Genomic DNA, 17,146 nt, shown 5'->3' with positions numbered 1-17,146 from the left:
AGCCATGTCCTTCCCCCTGCTTGCCGACGGCGCGGCACGCGACGAGGCCTGGTGGCGCCAGGTGGCCGCCTTGTATCCTGCGCCGCCGGACGCCATCGTCAATCTCGAACACGGCTATTTCGGCGCCATGGCCGCGCCCGTGCAAGCGGCCTTCGAGCAGGCCGTGCGCTACACCAACGAGCAACTGAGTCCTTTCGTGCGCGGCGAGTTCACGCGCACGCATGTGGATATCCTGCGCCGGCGTGTCGCTGAACTGATCCATGCGGAACCGCACGAAATCCTGCTGACCCGCAGCGGCACCGAGTCCATGCAGGTGCTGATCACGCAATACCACGGCCTGGCGCCCGGCGATACGGTGCTGTGGAGTAATCTCGACTATCCGGCCATGCGCACGGCCATGCGCTGGCTGGCGCAGCGCCGTGGCGTCACCAGCACGCAAGTCACATTGCGCTTGCCCATCAGCGATGACGAGATCGTCGCCAGTTACGCGCAAGCCATGCGCCAGGCCGTCAAGCCCAAATTGCTGCTGCTGTCGCAGGTGACACCGGCCAACGGCCAGCAACTGCCGGTGCGGGAGATCATGGCGCTGGCGCGCGAACACGGTATCGACGTGCTGCTCGACAGCGCCCATGCGCTGGGGCAGGTCGACGTGGACGTGCAAGCGATGGGCATCGATTTCGCCGGTTTCAATCTGCACAAATGGCTGGGGGCGCCGGCGGGACTGGGTGTCGTGTATATCCGCGCCTCGCAGCTGCACAAGATCGAGCCGCATTTGGGCGACGAGGATTATCCGTTGGATGATATCCGCGGCCGGCTGCGCATGGGCATGCCGCCGATCGGCGCCATCCTGGCCGCGCCTGCCGCATTGGACTTTCATGCGCACCTGGGCGGTACGCCGGCCAAGATGGAGCGCCTGGCCTGGCTGCGCAATTACTGGGTCAGCCGTGCCGCGCAGCTGCCCGGCGTGCGCATGTTGTCGCCGCTCGATGCGAAACGGGGCACGGCGCTGGTGGCCTTTGCCGTCGACGGCATGAGCGCGCGCCAGTTGCAGCAAGCCTTGCTGCAACGCTTTGGCATCTTCACGGTGGAGCGCAATATCGGCGATACCGACATCGTGCGCGCCACGGTGGCCATCACGACGCAGACCAGCGAACTCGATCAACTGGTCGCCGCGCTGACAGTGCTTTCGAGCGAAACGAACGCCTGACAAAACCGTAGCGAGCGGAAGGGGGAGGTGGCCGAGAAGCGCAACCGTACTTCTAGTACGGTGAGCATCGCAAGCCGCCTATACCGACGCGCAGCAGGTTTTGTCAAGCGTTCTAGTATTCGCGGCGGTTCGGCTTAATCTCTTGCAGGATCGTCGTGGAGATCTCTTCGATCGACTTGGTGGTCGACGACAGCCAGCGGATACCCTCGCGTTTCATCATTTTTTCCGCCTCGTTGACCTCGTAACGGCAGTTTTCGATGGCCGCATACTTGCTTCCAGCGCGTCTTTCGTTGCGTATTTCCGACAAACGTTCGGGCGTAATGCTCAATCCGAAAATTTTATTCTTAAATTCCAGCAAGGCCGATGGCAGCTTGTCGCGCTCGAAATCGTCGGGAATCAGCGGATAATTGGCCGCCTTGATGCCGTATTGCATGGCCAGGTACAGGCTGGTCGGGGTCTTGCCAGAGCGCGAAACACCCACCAGAATGACATCGGCCGAGGACAGGTTCTTGTGCGACTGGCCATCGTCGTGCGCCAGCGAATAGTTGATCGCCTCGATGCGGTTCTTGTATTCCTCGCTGTCGACGATGTTGTGCGAACGCCCGATGGTATGGGTCGACATCACGCCCAGCTCCTGCTCCAGCGGGGCGACAAAGGTCTGGATCAGGTCCATGTGCATGCCGCTGGACTTGCGGATCACGGCCGACAGGTCGTTCTTCACCAGGGTCGAGAAAATGATCGGGCGCTGGCCATCGGTGGCGAAGGCTTCGTTGATCTTGCGCGCCGCCTCGTAGGCCTTGTCCATGGTGTCGATGAAGGGCAGGCGGATCTGCCGGAAGCGCAGATCGAACTGCGTCAGCACCGAGTGGCCGAACGTCTCGGCGGTGATGCCGGTGCCGTCGGAAACGAAGAAGACGGTGCGGGCCGCGGAGGGCAGAGGAGGGCGTGGTTCTTGTGTCATGGGTTTTCGGATCAAGATTGTGCGTCGTCAATTTGCGCCGCACAAGGTAAAATGGCTGCAACGGTATGATTGTGCTGCACGACGCCAAGAATAACAAGAAGACTGTCTGTGCGCCGCGCGTAAAGATTTCTATCATCAGTAAGGGTGTCATTATGACCAACGCAGTATCGCAACAGCAGGAAGACAAGGACGCGGTGTATGTTGCCTCGTTCGAGCATTTGCGCATGACGGATGTCGAATCCGTCGGCGGCAAGAACGCCTCCCTGGGCGAAATGATCAGCCAACTGGCGGAAGCCGGCGTGCGCGTGCCCGGTGGCTTTGCCACCACGGCGCAGGCATTCCGCGATTTCCTGTCATATAGCGCCAACGGCGGCTTGCCGCTGGCCGAACGCATCGCCCAGCGCCTCGAAGGGCTGAACATCGATGACGTGCGCTCGCTGGCGCAAGCCGGCGCCGAGATCCGTCAATGGATCGTGGAAACACCATTCCAGCCCCGCCTGGCCGCCGAAATCGACCAGTTCTACGCCAAGCTGGTGGCCGATTCCGATACCGAAATGTCGTTTGCCGTGCGCTCGTCGGCCACGGCGGAAGACTTGCCGGACGCGTCTTTTGCTGGTCAGCAAGAAACCTTCCTGAACGTGGTCGGTATCGACAACGTGCTCGAGGCCATGAAGCAGGTGTTCGCGTCGTTGTACAACGACCGCGCCATCTCGTACCGCGTGCACAAGGGCTTTACGCACGCTGAAGTGGCCTTGTCGGCCGGCGTGCAGCGCATGGTGCGCTCCGACCTGGGCGCCGCTGGCGTGATGTTTACCATCGACACCGAATCGGGCTTCAAGGACGTGGTCTTCGTCACTTCCAGCTATGGCCTGGGCGAAACCGTGGTGCAGGGCGCCGTCAATCCCGACGAATTCTATGTGCACAAGCCGATGCTGGAAAAAGGCAAGTCGCCCGTGATCCGCCGCAATATCGGCTCGAAACTGCTGAAGATGGAATTCACGAATGAAGCGAAAGCCGGCCGTTCCGTGAAAACCGTCGACGTGCCCGTCGAAATGCGCAACCGCTACTCGCTGAACGACAGCGAAGTGGTGGAACTGGCCAAATACGCCGTCATCATCGAAAACCACTACGGCCGTCCGATGGACATCGAGTGGGGCAAGGATGGCCGCGACGGCAAGCTGTACATCCTGCAAGCGCGTCCTGAAACCGTCAAGTCGCAGCAAAAGGCGACCGACGTGCAAGAGCGCTTCAAGTTGAAAAGCACCGGCACCGTGCTGACCTCCGGCCGCGCCATCGGCCAGAAGATCGGCGCCGGCCCCGTGCGCGTGATCCACGACCCGGCCGACATGGAACGCGTGCAGCCAGGCGACGTGCTCGTTGCCGACATGACGGACCCGAACTGGGAACCGGTCATGAAGCGCGCTTCGGCCATCGTCACCAACCGTGGCGGCCGTACTTGCCACGCGGCAATTATCGCGCGTGAGCTGGGCGTGCCTGCCGTCGTCGGCTGCGGCAACGCCACCGACGTGCTGAAAGACGGCACCTTCGTCACCGTGGTGTGCTCGGAAGGCGACGAAGGCAAGATCTACGATGGCTTGCTGGAAACGGAAGTGTCGGAAGTGTCGCGCGGCGAATTGCCGAAGCTCGACACCAAGATCATGCTCAACGTGGGCAATCCGCAACTGGCGTTCGACTTCCAGTCCGTGCCGAATGCGGGCGTGGGCCTGGCGCGCCTGGAATTCATCATCAATAACAATATTGGTGTGCATCCGCGCGCGATCCTGGAATACCCGAACATCGACGCCGACCTGAAAAAGGCCGTGGAATCGGTGGCGCGTGGCCACGCTTCGCCAAAAGCGTTCTATATCGACAAGCTGGCCGAAGGCATCGCCACCATCGCCGCCGCGTTCTGGCCGAAAAAAGTCATCGTGCGCCTGTCCGACTTCAAGTCGAACGAGTACAAGAAGCTGATCGGCGGTTCGCGCTACGAGCCGGACGAGGAAAACCCGATGCTGGGCTTCCGCGGCGCGGCGCGCTACCTGTCGGCCGACTTCTCCGAAGCGTTCAACATGGAATGCGAAGCGATGAAGCGCGTGCGCAACGACATGGGCCTGACGAACGTGGAAATCATGGTGCCCTTCGTGCGGACCCTGGGCCAGGCCGAGAAAGTCATCGAGTTGCTGGCGAAGAATGGCTTGAAGCGCGGCGAGAACGACTTGCGCGTCATCATGATGTGCGAAGTGCCGTCGAACGCCATCCTGGCCGACCAGTTCCTCGACCATTTCGACGGCTTCTCGATCGGTTCGAACGATCTGACCCAGCTGACCCTGGGCCTGGACCGCGATTCCGGCATGGAATTGCTGGCCGCCGACTTCGACGAGCGCGATCCTGCCGTGAAAGCCCTGCTGGCCCTGGCCATCAAGGCTTGCCTGGCACGCGGCAAGTACATCGGCATTTGCGGCCAGGGGCCTTCCGACCATCCGGACTTCGCCGTCTGGCTGATGGAACAGGGCATCGAATCGATGTCGCTGAACCCGGACTCGGTGATCGATACCTGGCAAAAGCTCGCTGCGCTGAAAGCGTAAGCGTCTTGTCCGCCTTCTGAAAACCCGCTGCCGCTCACCCGGCAGCGGGTTTTTTTATGCCTGCTATGCGGCGCACGCCTGTATTCGATGGTATTGCGCCAGATCAGCTAAAATGATTCCACCAATACATTGAAACGGGAGTTCTCATGGCAAGCAAGAAACCGAGCAAAGTGGCAAAGATCGACATCGGCATTTCCGAGGCGGACCGCGCGAAGATTGCGGAAGGCCTGTCCGGCCTGCTGGCCGACAGCTACACCTTGTACCTGATGACCCATAATTTTCACTGGAACGTCAAGGGGCCGATGTTCAACACCCTGCACCTGATGTTCATGACGCAATACACGGAACAGTGGGCCGCGCTGGACCTGATCGCCGAGCGCATCCGCGCCCTCGGCTATCCTGCGCCCGGCACCTACAAGGAATTCGTCAAGCTGGCCTCGATCAAGGAAATCGACGGTGTGCCGCCGGCGCTGGACATGGTCAGCCACCTGGTATCGGCACAGGAAGCGACCGCGCGCACGGCGCGCCGCCTGTTCCCGCTGCTGGAAAAAGCCAATGACCAGCCGACGGCCGACCTGATCACGCAGCGCCTCGATTTGCATGAAAAGACGGCGTGGATGCTGCGCAGCCTGCTGGAAGAGTAATTGCCGGGCCTGCGGCGCTAATTCGCCCCTGCCTATTGACGCCATCAGGAATTGCGTTAGACTGCTTGTATATAGGTGTTTGGCAAGAATAATATCAGGCAGTAATACGCATTAAACCCCGTCGCTTATATAGGCTGCGGGGTTTTTTATTTTCGGATTCGCAAAGATGGAGGCATCATGGCTGAATGGGTAGGCTGGTTTGTGGCGGCTGGCGCGGTATTGATCCTGGAGCTGTTTACGGGCACGTTTTATCTGCTGATGATCGCCATCGGTATCAGTGCCGGAGGACTGGTGGCGCTGGCGGGCGGCAATGGCGGCTGGCAAGCCCTGACGGCCGCCATTGTCGGCGTGGCGGCCACCCTGTTATTGCGGCGCAGCCGTTTTGGCAAGGCGGCGCGGCGCGATGCGGCGCAGGATCCGAATGTCAATCTCGATATCGGCCAAAGCGTGGCGGTCGCGCATTGGGTCGATGGCGCGGCGCGCGTCATGTACCGCGGCGCCTTGTGGGATGTGGAACTGATTCCCGGCAGCGATACGCAAGCCGGCCATTACACCATACGCGCCGTGCGTGGCAGCCGTTTGATTGTTGGATAACCTGGAGAGTAGATTATGGAAGTAAGCATCGGAAGCATGTCGTTGATCTTGTTATTGCTGGCATTGGTATTTGTCTTCAAGACGGTCAATGTGGTACCGCAGCAGCATGCCTGGGTGGTGGAGCGCCTGGGCAAGTTCCATGCGGTATTGGGCCCTGGCTTGAATATCGTCGTGCCTTTTGTCGACCGTATCGCCTACAAGCACGTGCTCAAGGAAATTCCGCTCGACGTGCCGCCGCAGGTATGTATTACGCGCGACAATACGCAATTGCAGGTCGATGGCATTCTGTATTTCCAGATTACCGACGCCATGCGTGCTTCGTATGGCTCGTCGAATTATATCGCCGCCATTACGCAACTGGCGCAAACGACCTTGCGTTCGGTGATCGGTAAAATGGAACTCGACAAGACATTTGAAGAACGCGACCATATCAATACGGCCATCGTGAATGCCATCGATGAATCGGCGGCGAATTGGGGCGTCAAGGTATTGCGCTATGAAATCAAGGATTTGACGCCGCCCAAGGAAATCCTGCATGCGATGCAGGCGCAGATTACGGCTGAACGCGAAAAGCGCGCGCTGATTGCCGCCTCGGAAGGGCGCAAGCAGGAGCAGATCAATATCGCCAGCGGCGAGCGCGAAGCGGCGATTGCCCGCTCGGAAGGCGAAAAGCAGGCGTCGATCAACCGTGCCGAAGGCCAGGCCACGGCCATCGTCGCGCTGGCGCAAGCCAGTGCCGAGGCGCTGCGCCAGGTGGGCGCCGCCATCCGCGAACCGGGCGGCGAAGATGCCGTCAACCTGAAAGTGGCCGAGCAGTATGTGGGCGCGTTCGCGCAATTGGCGAAAACAAATAACTCGATTATCGTGCCGGCCAATCTGGGCGATATGAGCGGTTTGATCGCCACGGCGATGCAGGTGGTGAAAACGCAAAAGCCGAAAAGCGGCGTGGCGATTCCCTGATTGCCTGGTGAATAGCAAACTCGTAGCAAGTTAGTCGTCAAAACTGCCCGCCATATCGCGGGCAGTTTTCATTTGCGCTGCTGGAATATATGCTGGCAACAGGGCTCGAGTATCTGCGCTTTAAATGGCAATGTTGAAAATATTTTCTTTATGCTATGCTGTGCGCACTTTCGGGATTATATGCTGCCGTGCGACGCTTATCTTTTTGATTGAAGTAGAATCTGCTGCTCATGCATTGCGATGATTCAACCGATATCCGCGGCGGTTACTTGGGTAGTGTTTGGGAGCCGATGCATCATTGGCGATAGTATTGCTCCCATGTATATTTTGAATTGCAATTTATGATTACTATAAATTGCAATGAGGTAGAAAGTGCTGCAAAATAAATACTGCCGATGGTGCTGCATTGAATCGCGATCGCACAAGGAAGGGAAGTCGGCGCAGACAGTCGGTCCGGCGCGATGTCCGCTCCCTGGATTGAAGACTTACATCATCTGAAGGTCGGGGAAGTCGGGTTTTTGGTAAGAGAATTGTAAAAAACAATCAAATCTCAAGAAAAATCACCTCAGTCGCGTTACAATTGGATAGAATTTAACTGTTCAGTTATATTTTTCAACTCACACAAGGAAATATCATGGATCTGTCCAGCTTATCCCTGTCCGAACTGCGCACCTTGCAGGACGACATCAAGAAGCAAATGAAGAAACGCGAACAGGACGATCTGTCCAAAGCGCGTGAACAAATCCTGGCAATCGCCCAGAGCGTTGGCGTTTCCGTAAAAGATCTGGTTGGTACCGGTATCCGCGCTAAAACCGGCACGGTCGCAGTACGCTATCGCAATCCGGATGATGCGACGCAGCAATGGACTGGCCGCGGCCGTCAACCGAAATGGGTCAAAGAGTGGACCGATTCGGGCAAGTCGCGCGATCTGCTGAAGGTTTGATCCTGAAGGTTTAACAAACCGTTCATTCGGATGCTTGTCCTGTGGAGTAGTACAGGTGTAGTACAAGGCAGTATGCAAGCATCCGGAACTTTCCTGATTAATCGTCTTTGGCCACGCAGGCAACGCTGATTCATTCGCTTATCTCCATGGTATTTTCGATAATGCCTGTCTTGTTCCCGCAGTATTTCTTCCTTTTCCTGTTTTCATCCCATTGCGCTGTGCATTTCCGCTTGCCGCAGGTACCGGCAAAATAAAACCCGGCATATAGCCGGGTTTGGTGGTATTGGCGCAACTCGCTGCGCGTGGTGCCGGATCAGCGGCGGTGCGACTTCATTGCCGCCTGCACTTCGCGCGCGCCGTCGCGGTCGCGTTCCGCTGCCCGCTTGTCGTGCTGTTTCTTGCCCTTGGCCAGGCCGATTTCGCATTTGACGCGGCCGCCCTTGTAGTGCAGGTTGAGCGGCACCAGCGTATAGCCGGAGCGTTCCACCTTGCCGATCAGTTTATCCATTTCCGCACGGTGCAGCAGCAGCTTGCGCGTGCGTACGGCTTCCGGGTGGATGTGGGTAGAGGCGGTCGGCAGGGCGCTGATATGCGCGCCGAACAGGAAGAGTTCATCGCCGCGGACGACAACGTAGGCTTCCTTGATTTGTACGCGGGCGTCGCGGATGGCTTTGACTTCCCAGCCTTCCAGCACGATGCCGGCTTCGTAGCGATCCTCGATAAAGTAGTCGTGGAAGGCTTTTCTGTTGTCTGCTATGGTCATGAGATGGTAAATGTGCGCGGGTCGGTTAAACTACTGTCTCGCGCAAGCGCGATAAAATCAAATGTATCCAACATCATAGCAAATGGTTCTTCAATGGCAGTAGTACATAAATCAGTTTTTCTCGGCTATAGCGCCGAACAAATGTTCGCGCTGGTGGCGGCGGTGGAGGATTATCCCAAATTCCTGCCCTGGTGCGGTGCGGTCGAGATTCGCGAGCGGGGCGAGAACACGGTCGTCGCCAGCGTGGGCATACATTACCACGGCGTGCGCCAAAGCTTCACCACGTCCAACGAGAACGTGCCGCCGAACTCCATCAAGATGAAGCTGGTGGACGGTCCTTTCAAGACCCTCGACGGCGTGTGGACCTTCAAGGCCCTGCGTGACGATGCGTGCAAGATCGAACTGGACCTGCACTACGAGTTTTCCAGCCGCGTGCTCGAGCAGATCATCGGCCCCGTCTTCGGCATGATCGCCAACAGCATGGTCGATTCCTTCTGCAAGCGCGCGGAGACGGTGTATGGCTGAAGTGAGCATCCAGGTGCAAGTCTGCTACGCCTTGCCCGATAGCAGCTTTCTGCGCTCATTGACGGTGCCTGCAGGCGCCACCATCGGGCAGGCGGTGGAGCAGAGCGGCTTGCTGCAGGAAGTCCCCGGCATCGACCTGGCCGTGAATATGGTCGGCATCTATGGCAAGAAGAAGCCGTTGGACACCGTCTTACGCGAGCATGACCGGATCGAGGTGTACCGTCCGCTGCAGGCGGACCCGAAAGAAGCGCGCCGCCGGCGTGCCAGCGGCAAGCCCGCCAAGACCTGACGGGTCTGGAAGGGGGGCAGGGCTGCGGCTGGCGGCTGGCCCTGGCGGGACATTTTTTTGCTATTTCCAAATATCTTTTCTATGCTGCAAGGACGGAGGGCGCTTTTTTCTGTATAATCTGCTTTTGCGCCAATAGGAAATGCTATGCGTCTACTTCAAAAAGCACTCACATTCGATGATGTGCTGCTCGTCCCAGCCTACTCCAACGTTCTGCCCGCCGATACGTCCCTCAAAACTCGCCTGACCCGCAATATCACCCTGAATATTCCCTTGCTGTCCGCAGCCATGGATACGGTGACGGAAGCCCGCCTCGCGATCGCGATGGCCCAGGAAGGCGGCATCGGCATCATTCACAAGAATTTGAATCCGAAAGACCAGGCGCGTGAAGTGGCCCGCGTGAAGCGTTTCGAAGCCGGCGTGCTGCGCGACCCGATCACGATTCCGCCGGAAATGAAAATCCGCGACGTGATCGCCCTGACGGAACAATACGGCATCAGCGGTTTCCCTGTTGTCAAAGGCAAGGAAGTCGTCGGCATCATCACCAACCGCGATTTGCGCTTTGAGCAGGAACTCGACGCGGAAGCTTCCGCCAAGATGACCCCGCGCGAAAAACTCGTGGTCGTCAAGGAAGACGCCGATACGGCCGAAGCCAAGCGCCTGATGAACAAGCACCGCCTCGAGCGCGTGCTGGTCGTCAACGACGCGTTCGAACTGCGCGGTCTGATCACCGTCAAGGATATCCAGAAGTCGACTTCCCACCCGTTCGCGTCGAAAGACAGCCAGGGCAAGCTGCTGGTCGGCGCTGCCGTCGGCGTAGGCGCCAAGGATGAAGAGCGCATCGACCTGCTGGTCGCTGCCGGCGTCGACGTGCTGGTGGTCGATACGGCCCACGGCCACTCGCAGGGCATCCTCGACCGCGTACGCTGGATCAAGACCAAGTATCCGCAAGTGGAAGTGATTGGCGGCAACATCGCTACGGCCGCTGCCGCCAAGGCGCTGGTGGAATACGGTGCCGATGCGGTCAAGGTCGGCATCGGTCCTGGCTCCATCTGCACCACGCGTATCGTCGCCGGTGTGGGCGTGCCGCAAATCACGGCCATCTCGAATGTGGCTGAAGCACTGGAAGGCACGGGCGTGCCATGTATCGCCGACGGCGGTATCCGTTTCTCGGGCGATATCTCGAAAGCGCTGGCCGCTGGCGCCTCGACCGTCATGATGGGTTCCATGTTTGCCGGTACGGAAGAAGCACCGGGCGAAGTGATCCTGTACCAGGGCCGCAGCTACAAGTCGTACCGCGGCATGGGTTCGCTGGGCGCGATGTCCGATGGTTCGGCTGACCGTTATTTCCAGGACGCCACCATGAAGGCCGACAAGTTCGTGCCTGAAGGTATCGAAGGCCGCGTGGCCTACAAGGGCAGCGTGCTGGCGATCATCTTCCAACTGGTGGGCGGCGTGCGTCAATCGATGGGTTACTGCGGTTGCGCCACCATCGACGAACTGCGCGAAAAAGCGGAATTCGTGGAAATCACCTCGGCCGGCATGCGCGAGTCGCATGTCCATGATGTGCAGATCACGAAAGAAGCGCCTAACTACCGCTCCGAGTAAGCGTACTGGAGAAACTGTCCATGGCTGCGTTCCAGTGCCTCGCCGTACTGTTCGTACTGTCTTCGGCACTGCGCCTTGCCCTGAACAGTTTTCCAGCTACGCTATTGTGGTAGCGAAAGTCCAGACCGGCGCCCAGTGCGCCGGTTTTGCAATTGACCCTGAATAAAGCTCCGACCATGCACTCTAAAATCCTCATTCTCGATTTCGGTTCCCAAGTCACCCAGTTGATCGCCCGCCGCGTGCGCGATTCCGGCGTGTTTTCCGAAGTCTTCCCGTATGACGTCAGCGATGAATTCGTGCGCAACTATGGCGCCGCCGGCGTGATCCTGTCGGGCAGCCACAATTCCACGCTGGACGGCGATTCGCCGCGCGCGCCGCAAGCCGTGTTCGAGCTGGGCGTGCCCGTGCTGGGCATCTGCTACGGCATGCAAACCATGGCAGCCCAGCTGGGCGGCAAGGTGGAGAACGGCCTGGTGCGCGAATTCGGTTACGCCGAAGTGCGCGCCCGCAGCCATACCAAGTTGCTCAACGGCATTGCCGACTTCGTCACCGACGAAGGCCACGGCATGCTGAAAGTGTGGATGAGCCACGGCGACAAGGTGCTGGAAATGCCGCCAGGTTTCAAGCTGATGGGCAACACTCCGAGCTGCCCGATCGCCGCCATGGCCGACGAAGAGCGCCAGTTCTACGGCGTGCAATTCCACCCGGAAGTGACGCACACGGTGCAGGGCAAGGCCATGATCGGCCGCTTCGTGCATGAAATCTGCGGCTGCAAGTCGGACTGGAACATGCCCGACTACATCAGTGAAGCGGTGGAAAAGATCCGCGCGCAAGTCGGTAGCGACGACGTCATCCTGGGCCTGTCCGGCGGCGTCGATTCGTCCGTCGCCGCAGCCCTGATCCACCGCGCCATCGGCGACCAGCTGACCTGCGTCTTCGTCGACCACGGCCTGTTGCGTCTGGACGAAGGCAAGATGGTGATGGACATGTTCGCCAAGAACCTGGGCGTGAAAGTCATCCGCGTCGATGCGGAAGACCAGTTCATGGGCCATTTGGCCGGCGTCACCGACCCCGAGCAAAAGCGCAAGATCATCGGCCGCGAATTCGTCGAAGTCTTCCAGGTTGAATCGGGCAAGCTGGTCAACGCCAAATGGCTGGCGCAAGGCACGATCTACCCGGACGTGATCGAATCGGCAGGTAAGGGCAAGAAAGGCCAGACCATCAAGAGCCACCACAACGTGGGCGGCTTGCCGGACACCATGAAGCTCAAATTGCTCGAACCCTTGCGCGAACTGTTCAAGGATGAAGTGCGCAAACTGGGCGTCGCGCTCGGCTTGCCGCATGACATGGTCTACCGCCACCCATTCCCGGGCCCGGGATTGGGCGTGCGCATCCTCGGCGAAGTCAAGAAAGACTATGCCGACCTGCTGCGCCGCGCCGATGCCATCTTCATCGAAGAGCTGCGCAACACGCCGTACGAGTTCGTCGCCGGCCAGGCCGTCGACCCGGACGCGCTGCCAGCGAACTGGTACGAAGCGACCAGCCAGGCGTTTGCCGTCTTCCTGCCCGTCAAATCGGTGGGCGTGATGGGCGATGGCCGTACCTACGAATACGTGGTGGCCCTGCGCGCCGTGCAAACGCAAGACTTCATGACGGCCCACTGGGCGCACCTGCCGCACAGCTTGCTGGGCAAGGTCTCCAACCGCATCATCAATGAAGTGCGCGGCATCAACCGTGTCGTCTACGATATTTCGGGCAAGCCGCCGGCGACCATCGAATGGGAGTGATGAGCTCGCTTTAACTGTTTGATTTTAAAGTGAAAAATTGATGGCCGTTGATAATTCAAAAAGAATTATCAACGGCCATTTTTTTGATGTGCGTGCGGTTGATCCGTCGCGCCAAGGAAATGCGTGCATTGACGTCGCCACCGCGATCCCAGGTCAATGAATCCAGCCAGTCATCAGGCAGTTTTTTACCTACACAGGTCAGCGCATGGATCACGCTGCGCGTATTTCCCCGTGAGCTGCACTACTCCATCTACCGCGACTTCTCAGCAAGGTAGTGATCCGGTTATTTCTCGCTCTTGCTTGCGGGCTCGGCGCAATCCAAGGTTTTTTTGGGGATGGCTTCGAGGCCTTGATGCGCGAGGTCCAGCAGCGCTATTTCTACGGTGCAGCCATTTTGCATGGACAGGCGCTTCACGGCGGAGGCAAGCATGGGGGGAAGTTCCAGAAAATGCAGGATCAGCGCCCCTCCGGCCGGTACTGGCGGGTCGATTTGCGTCCCTCTGGCGATGGGTAACGTCCCATACATAAGCCAGGCGGTGCTGACGTCGAGGGCAGCGGCAATCTTCTCTGCCGCGTCCATAAGCAGTTTGGCTTTGCCTGATTCATAGCGATACAGTTGCGTGGGATTGATGCCCGCCAGTTCGGCAAGCAGCACTTGTGAGATACGAAGATTCTCGCGGCAGCTTTTGAGGCGCTCAGAAACATGGGTGTTGCCAGACATACATATTGCCTTTCAATATATACCGTTCGTGAATGACTGGCTGTGGTGCAGCTGTCTCCACGGTGATGAAAGGAGCAAGAGCGTTCTGCCAGCCACAGCTTGGTCAACAGCAATGATTTTACCGCCCGGGAGCGGCATGGCGGCATCCCTTGTTTCGTATTTCTTCCGGTCGGCATGGTCAATGTTGAGATCGTGTACGGATGCCGGATCTGACCCCGCTCCGCGCAGGGGAGGGAGCTGGACGCAGTTGAGCTTGCTAAGAGGTGGCCTGCGTTGCATGAGCTACCTTGCTTGACCTCGCTCTCAGGTCCTGGATGTCAGCGCTCAGGATGGATGAAATACTGACGAATACGGTTTTTCTTGCGGGAGCATGTGCTTTGCTTCCTCAAATTTCTCTTGGGCGAGCAACGCATGGATTGCATGGGCCAGCGGCGTCACATCCGCCACCCTGGTTATCCATTGATGTACGTAAAGTTCTACCGCCTTTTTGCTGAGGCCGATCTGAATGGCTCTGTGAGCTTGCGGCCGCAACAGCAGATCCCGTTCTGGATCCCATTGGATGCGCACGGGCGATGCCTCTTTTTTCGCCGACCATTCGTCCTTGCTCATGGACGCATCCGCGTGGCTCAGGCAGCCGTGCTCCAGTGCCCATTCAAATCCCGCTCGACTGATATCGATCGCCAGTATGCGTTGCTGACCAGCATCTTTGAATCCCCAGCCGGCGCGATACATCATCCATAAGAAAGACGGTTTAATCCACGTCATGCGTTCCATTTTGAATGGGGGCGAAGTAAATGTGCCGTTCGTTAATGCGTCATCTGCGATCACATCCGAATAGGCCTGATAGACACGGATGGTCGATTCGTCGTAGGTGGCCCTGATCTGACGTTCAGGGATGGCTGATGTTGGGTGCTGATCATCTTGCATTGTTACCTTGGTTGAAGCCAGGGAGAATCCCGGCAAGTTTTAACGTAACGCTGACAGTGCCGCCCGATTCCTGCGCGTGGCCTAAGCAATCCTTGCTGCCAGCCATACGTCGCCGGTTGATAGCCCATGCCGATGGGTCCATCAGGATGGTGGCAAGGTGGATGGCCCGACTGGCGGAAGTGGAGCGTGGTCAGCTTTGTAAATCTTACACGACCTTGGCCTCGTCCCGCTGCATGCGCAGGGTGCGCAGCTTGCCGATCAAGGCGATGTGGAGGCCGGGGGTATTCTTACCCGATCTCAGCCCATAGGGTACGCATCAGTTTCTCAAATGTGTATACGGTTCGACTGACTGTCTTGCTCGCGCAGTGAAAAGCGCAAGGTATGGTGACCCGTATGAGCGAACGGGCTTGCCTCTGCCATCCAGTCCGCGACAAATCGGACAGGATGGATATATCCGGTGAGAGTATTTGCGAGGGTAGCAGCAGTTTATTGGTTTGAAAAATGCAGAATTTTAGCTATCTCATTGAGCATCGAGTTGGAGTAAGTTTTTTTGGGAAACTTTGTGTATCGGAATGACTGAGCTAGCTGAAGCCCTGTTTGGCAGGTTTTTTTATGGGCTCATGTCGATGCACCATCGCCTGCTCACCTGTCTTACTGGTGGTAATTGGATAGTTGAAAGGTAGTTACCAAAGAGGTAAAGTTCTCAATAAATAAATATAGTTGCCCTATAGAAATAATTAATTTATAATTTCATTACGTAAATAATTACCTAAGGCAACATATGCACCTGCGCTTGACGCCATGGTGCGGTGTATTTTTGTTTAGCAGTACTTTGTGTACCGCCGTGTCCGCGCAGACCCGTCCTGAAATTGCACCGCCCCTTCCCAATCCGCCTGGCGCCAGCCAGCGCGACGATGCCAGCCAGGAACTTATCCGCCAGCAAGAACGTGAGCGCCTCCTGCGCCAGCAGCAGGAACGCACTCCCGACGTGCGCCTGCTCGATGCACCCGCGGCCGCGTCCGCCAACCGCCTGCCTGCGGGCGAATCGCCATGCTTTACGATTGACCAGCTTGTGTTGCGAGGCGAGGACGCCGCGCAATTCCAGTGGGCGCTGGCCGCCGCCGGGCGCGACGACCTGGGTGCGCCGGACTCTGCGCTGGGGCGCTGCCTGGGCACGCAGGCCATCAATGTACTGATGGGCCGGCTGCAGAACGCCATCATCGCGCGCGGCTATGTCACCACGCGCGTGCTGGCCGAACCGCAGGACTTGAGCAAGGGTACGCTGGCCTTGACCTTGATACCGGGTCGCATCCGCCAGATCGGCTTTGCGCCCGGCACGAATCCCCGCGCCACCTGGTGGAATGCCGTGCCGGCGCGCCCGGGCGACTTGCTCAATGTGCGCGATACGGAACAGGCGCTGGAAAACTTCAAGCGCGTGCCGACGGCCGAGGCCGATATCCAGATCATGCCGGCCGAGGGCGGCAATGCGAAGCCGGGCGAGAGCGACCTGCAGATCCAGTGGAAGCAGGGCTTGCCGTTCCGCCTGGCGCTGGGCCTCGACGATGGCGGTTCGCGCTCGACGGGCAAGCTGCAGGGCAGCGTGACCCTGTCGTATGACCATTGGCTGACCCTGAACGACCTGTTTTACCTGAGCCTGAACCAGAACGTCGACGGTGACCGCGACGGCCCGCGCGGCACGGCCGGCATGGTGGCGCATTATTCGATTCCCTACGCCTACTGGCTGCTGGCCTTCACGGTCAGCGACAGCCATTACCACCAGTCCGTGGCCGGCATCAGCCAGGACTACAACTACAGCGGCGCCAGCCAGAATCGCGAAGTCAAGTTGTCGCGCCTGGTTTACCGCGACGCCTCGCGCAAGACGACGGTGTCGCTACGGGGCTGGCAGCGTTCCGCGCAAAACTTCATCGACGACACGGAAGTGGAAGTGCAGCGCCGCCGCATGGCTGGCTGGGAAATCGGTATCGGCCACCGTGAATTCATGGGCCAGGCGACCCTGGACGTGAACCTGCAATACCGGCGCGGCACGGGCGCGATGGAGGCGCTGGCGGCGCCCGAGGAAGCGTTTGGCGAGGGCACCTCGCGCATGCGCTTGCTGCTGGCCGACGCGGCCGTGTCGGCGCCGTTCACGCTGGCTGGCCAGCCGCTGCACTACACGGGTAGCTGGCGCACGCAGCACAACCGTACGCCGCTGGTGCCGCAAGACCGCTTCGCCATCGGCGGGCGCTACACGGTGCGCGGCTATGACGGCGAAAGCAGCCTGTCGGCCGAGCGTGGCTGGCTGCTGCGCAACGAAGTCGGCGTGCCGCTGGGCAGCAGTGGCCAGCAAGCGTATGCGGGACTCGATCATGGCGAGGTATCGGGGCCATCCGCCGAATGGCTGATCGCGCGCCGCCTGACGGGCGGCTTCGTCGGCTTGCGGGGGCAATGGCTGGGCGTGCAGTACGACGCTTTTGTCGGCTGGCCCGTGCATAAACCTGAACTCTTCCGTACGGCCAGTCATACGGCCGGTTTCAGCCTGAACGCCAGTTATTGATATTTAGCAATGTAGTTACGTAGTTTTAAAGAATTAAGTCACTAAACGCAGCCATCCGCCAGACGTTTTCCTTTCCCTGTA

16 protein-coding genes are annotated in these 17,146 nt (G+C 58.9%); 11 read left to right on the top strand and 5 right to left on the bottom strand.

Going from position 1 to position 17,146, the window contains the following annotated elements; translation table 11 throughout:
* The first annotated feature begins 4 nt into the window (after nucleotides 1-4).
* Nucleotides 5-1,207, top strand: a complete 1,203-nt coding sequence (locus tag CLU94_RS01485; protein WP_099664322.1) for an aminotransferase class V-fold PLP-dependent enzyme — start codon at nucleotides 5-7, stop codon at nucleotides 1,205-1,207.
* 112 nt (nucleotides 1,208-1,319) lie between these two features.
* Here the strand turns inward: CLU94_RS01485 and ppsR are convergent, their stop codons facing one another.
* Nucleotides 1,320-2,168 carry a posphoenolpyruvate synthetase regulatory kinase/phosphorylase PpsR gene (gene ppsR / locus CLU94_RS01480; RefSeq protein ID WP_035818186.1) on the bottom strand — a complete coding sequence of 283 codons (849 nt, stop codon included), beginning with the start codon at nucleotides 2,166-2,168 and terminating at the stop codon, nucleotides 1,320-1,322.
* 152 nt (nucleotides 2,169-2,320) lie between these two features.
* On the opposite strand from ppsR, the gene ppsA reads away from it, so the two are divergent.
* From ppsA to CLU94_RS01455, 5 genes are all read left to right on the top strand, one after another.
* Nucleotides 2,321-4,753: a phosphoenolpyruvate synthase gene (gene ppsA, locus CLU94_RS01475; RefSeq protein ID WP_099668115.1), complete on the top strand. Its 2,433-nt coding sequence runs from the start codon at nucleotides 2,321-2,323 to the stop codon at nucleotides 4,751-4,753.
* Nucleotides 4,754-4,899: 146 nt separating this feature from the next.
* Nucleotides 4,900-5,397 (top strand): Dps family protein, encoded by a 498-nt coding sequence (locus CLU94_RS01470; RefSeq protein WP_034752224.1) that lies wholly within the window; start codon nucleotides 4,900-4,902, stop codon nucleotides 5,395-5,397.
* Nucleotides 5,398-5,574: 177 nt separating this feature from the next.
* The gene (locus CLU94_RS01465; RefSeq protein ID WP_099664321.1) at nucleotides 5,575-5,991 is read left to right on the top strand and encodes an NfeD family protein; all 417 of its coding nucleotides are present in this window, start codon (nucleotides 5,575-5,577) and stop codon (nucleotides 5,989-5,991) included.
* 15 nt (nucleotides 5,992-6,006) lie between these two features.
* Nucleotides 6,007-6,951, top strand: coding sequence for an SPFH domain-containing protein (locus CLU94_RS01460; protein ID WP_099664320.1), 945 nt, complete (start codon nucleotides 6,007-6,009; stop codon nucleotides 6,949-6,951).
* A gap of 634 nt (nucleotides 6,952-7,585) precedes the next feature.
* A complete protein-coding gene (locus tag CLU94_RS01455) occupies nucleotides 7,586-7,894 on the top strand; it encodes an H-NS histone family protein (RefSeq protein ID WP_010397665.1) in 309 nt (102 codons plus the stop codon).
* 313 nt (nucleotides 7,895-8,207) lie between these two features.
* Here CLU94_RS01455 and smpB read toward each other — a convergent pair whose 3' ends face one another.
* Entirely contained in the window at nucleotides 8,208-8,657 is a 450-nt protein-coding gene (gene smpB, locus CLU94_RS01450; protein ID WP_034784131.1) for an SsrA-binding protein SmpB, read from the bottom strand.
* 93 nt (nucleotides 8,658-8,750) lie between these two features.
* Here smpB and CLU94_RS01445 point away from each other — a divergent pair, with 93 nt between their 5' ends.
* The 4 genes from CLU94_RS01445 (at nucleotide 8,751) to guaA (ending at nucleotide 12,863) form a co-directional block, all read left to right on the top strand.
* The gene (locus tag CLU94_RS01445) at nucleotides 8,751-9,182 is read left to right on the top strand and encodes a type II toxin-antitoxin system RatA family toxin (protein WP_099664319.1); all 432 of its coding nucleotides are present in this window, start codon (nucleotides 8,751-8,753) and stop codon (nucleotides 9,180-9,182) included.
* Nucleotides 9,175-9,471: an RnfH family protein gene (locus CLU94_RS01440; protein ID WP_099664318.1), complete on the top strand. Its 297-nt coding sequence runs from the start codon at nucleotides 9,175-9,177 to the stop codon at nucleotides 9,469-9,471. Before CLU94_RS01445 ends, CLU94_RS01440 begins: the two co-directional genes overlap by 8 nt.
* 144 nt (nucleotides 9,472-9,615) lie before the next feature.
* Nucleotides 9,616-11,076 carry an IMP dehydrogenase gene (gene guaB / locus CLU94_RS01435; protein ID WP_034752206.1) on the top strand — a complete coding sequence of 487 codons (1,461 nt, stop codon included), beginning with the start codon at nucleotides 9,616-9,618 and terminating at the stop codon, nucleotides 11,074-11,076.
* Nucleotides 11,077-11,252: 176 nt separating this feature from the next.
* Nucleotides 11,253-12,863 (top strand): glutamine-hydrolyzing GMP synthase, encoded by a 1,611-nt coding sequence (gene guaA / locus CLU94_RS01430; RefSeq protein ID WP_034777714.1) that lies wholly within the window; start codon nucleotides 11,253-11,255, stop codon nucleotides 12,861-12,863.
* A 55-nt stretch (nucleotides 12,864-12,918) separates the two neighbouring features.
* Here the strand turns inward: guaA and CLU94_RS28290 are convergent, their stop codons facing one another.
* From CLU94_RS28290 to CLU94_RS01420, 3 genes are all read right to left on the bottom strand, one after another.
* Entirely contained in the window at nucleotides 12,919-13,077 is a 159-nt protein-coding gene (locus CLU94_RS28290) for a hypothetical protein (protein WP_180278551.1), read from the bottom strand.
* Nucleotides 13,078-13,146: 69 nt separating this feature from the next.
* Nucleotides 13,147-13,584, bottom strand: a complete 438-nt coding sequence (locus CLU94_RS01425; protein WP_099664317.1) for a helix-turn-helix domain-containing protein — start codon at nucleotides 13,582-13,584, stop codon at nucleotides 13,147-13,149.
* A gap of 324 nt (nucleotides 13,585-13,908) precedes the next feature.
* Nucleotides 13,909-14,511 carry a DUF4291 domain-containing protein gene (locus tag CLU94_RS01420; RefSeq protein ID WP_099668114.1) on the bottom strand — a complete coding sequence of 201 codons (603 nt, stop codon included), beginning with the start codon at nucleotides 14,509-14,511 and terminating at the stop codon, nucleotides 13,909-13,911.
* A 781-nt stretch (nucleotides 14,512-15,292) separates the two neighbouring features.
* Here CLU94_RS01420 and CLU94_RS01415 point away from each other — a divergent pair.
* Nucleotides 15,293-17,065, top strand: a complete 1,773-nt coding sequence (locus CLU94_RS01415) for a ShlB/FhaC/HecB family hemolysin secretion/activation protein (protein WP_099664316.1) — start codon at nucleotides 15,293-15,295, stop codon at nucleotides 17,063-17,065.
* The last annotated feature ends 81 nt before the right edge of the window (nucleotides 17,066-17,146 follow it).

The organism is Janthinobacterium sp. 13 (assembly GCF_002749695.1).
GTDB classification, from domain to species: domain Bacteria; phylum Pseudomonadota; class Gammaproteobacteria; order Burkholderiales; family Burkholderiaceae_D; genus Janthinobacterium; species Janthinobacterium kumbetense.
The sequence above is the reverse complement of the archived record's forward strand: the minus strand, read 5'-3'. Positions and strand labels throughout refer to the sequence as shown.

Bases quoted from the DNA above. Each gene is read 5' to 3' on its own strand.
- CLU94_RS01485 (WP_099664322.1), top strand. From the start codon at position 5: ATGTCCTTCCCCCTGCTTGCCGACGGCGCGGCACGCGACGAGGCCTGG.
- ppsR (WP_035818186.1), bottom strand. From the start codon at position 2,168: ATGACACAAGAACCACGCCCTCCTCTGCCCTCCGCGGCCCGCACCGTC.
- ppsA (WP_099668115.1), top strand. From the start codon at position 2,321: ATGACCAACGCAGTATCGCAACAGCAGGAAGACAAGGACGCGGTGTAT.
- CLU94_RS01470 (WP_034752224.1), top strand. From the start codon at position 4,900: ATGGCAAGCAAGAAACCGAGCAAAGTGGCAAAGATCGACATCGGCATT.
- CLU94_RS01465 (WP_099664321.1), top strand. From the start codon at position 5,575: ATGGCTGAATGGGTAGGCTGGTTTGTGGCGGCTGGCGCGGTATTGATC.
- CLU94_RS01460 (WP_099664320.1), top strand. From the start codon at position 6,007: ATGGAAGTAAGCATCGGAAGCATGTCGTTGATCTTGTTATTGCTGGCA.
- CLU94_RS01455 (WP_010397665.1), top strand. From the start codon at position 7,586: ATGGATCTGTCCAGCTTATCCCTGTCCGAACTGCGCACCTTGCAGGAC.
- smpB (WP_034784131.1), bottom strand. From the start codon at position 8,657: ATGACCATAGCAGACAACAGAAAAGCCTTCCACGACTACTTTATCGAG.
- CLU94_RS01445 (WP_099664319.1), top strand. From the start codon at position 8,751: ATGGCAGTAGTACATAAATCAGTTTTTCTCGGCTATAGCGCCGAACAA.
- CLU94_RS01440 (WP_099664318.1), top strand. From the start codon at position 9,175: ATGGCTGAAGTGAGCATCCAGGTGCAAGTCTGCTACGCCTTGCCCGAT.
- guaB (WP_034752206.1), top strand. From the start codon at position 9,616: ATGCGTCTACTTCAAAAAGCACTCACATTCGATGATGTGCTGCTCGTC.
- guaA (WP_034777714.1), top strand. From the start codon at position 11,253: ATGCACTCTAAAATCCTCATTCTCGATTTCGGTTCCCAAGTCACCCAG.
- CLU94_RS01425 (WP_099664317.1), bottom strand. From the start codon at position 13,584: ATGTCTGGCAACACCCATGTTTCTGAGCGCCTCAAAAGCTGCCGCGAG.
- CLU94_RS01420 (WP_099668114.1), bottom strand. From the start codon at position 14,511: ATGCAAGATGATCAGCACCCAACATCAGCCATCCCTGAACGTCAGATC.
- CLU94_RS01415 (WP_099664316.1), top strand. From the start codon at position 15,293: ATGCACCTGCGCTTGACGCCATGGTGCGGTGTATTTTTGTTTAGCAGT.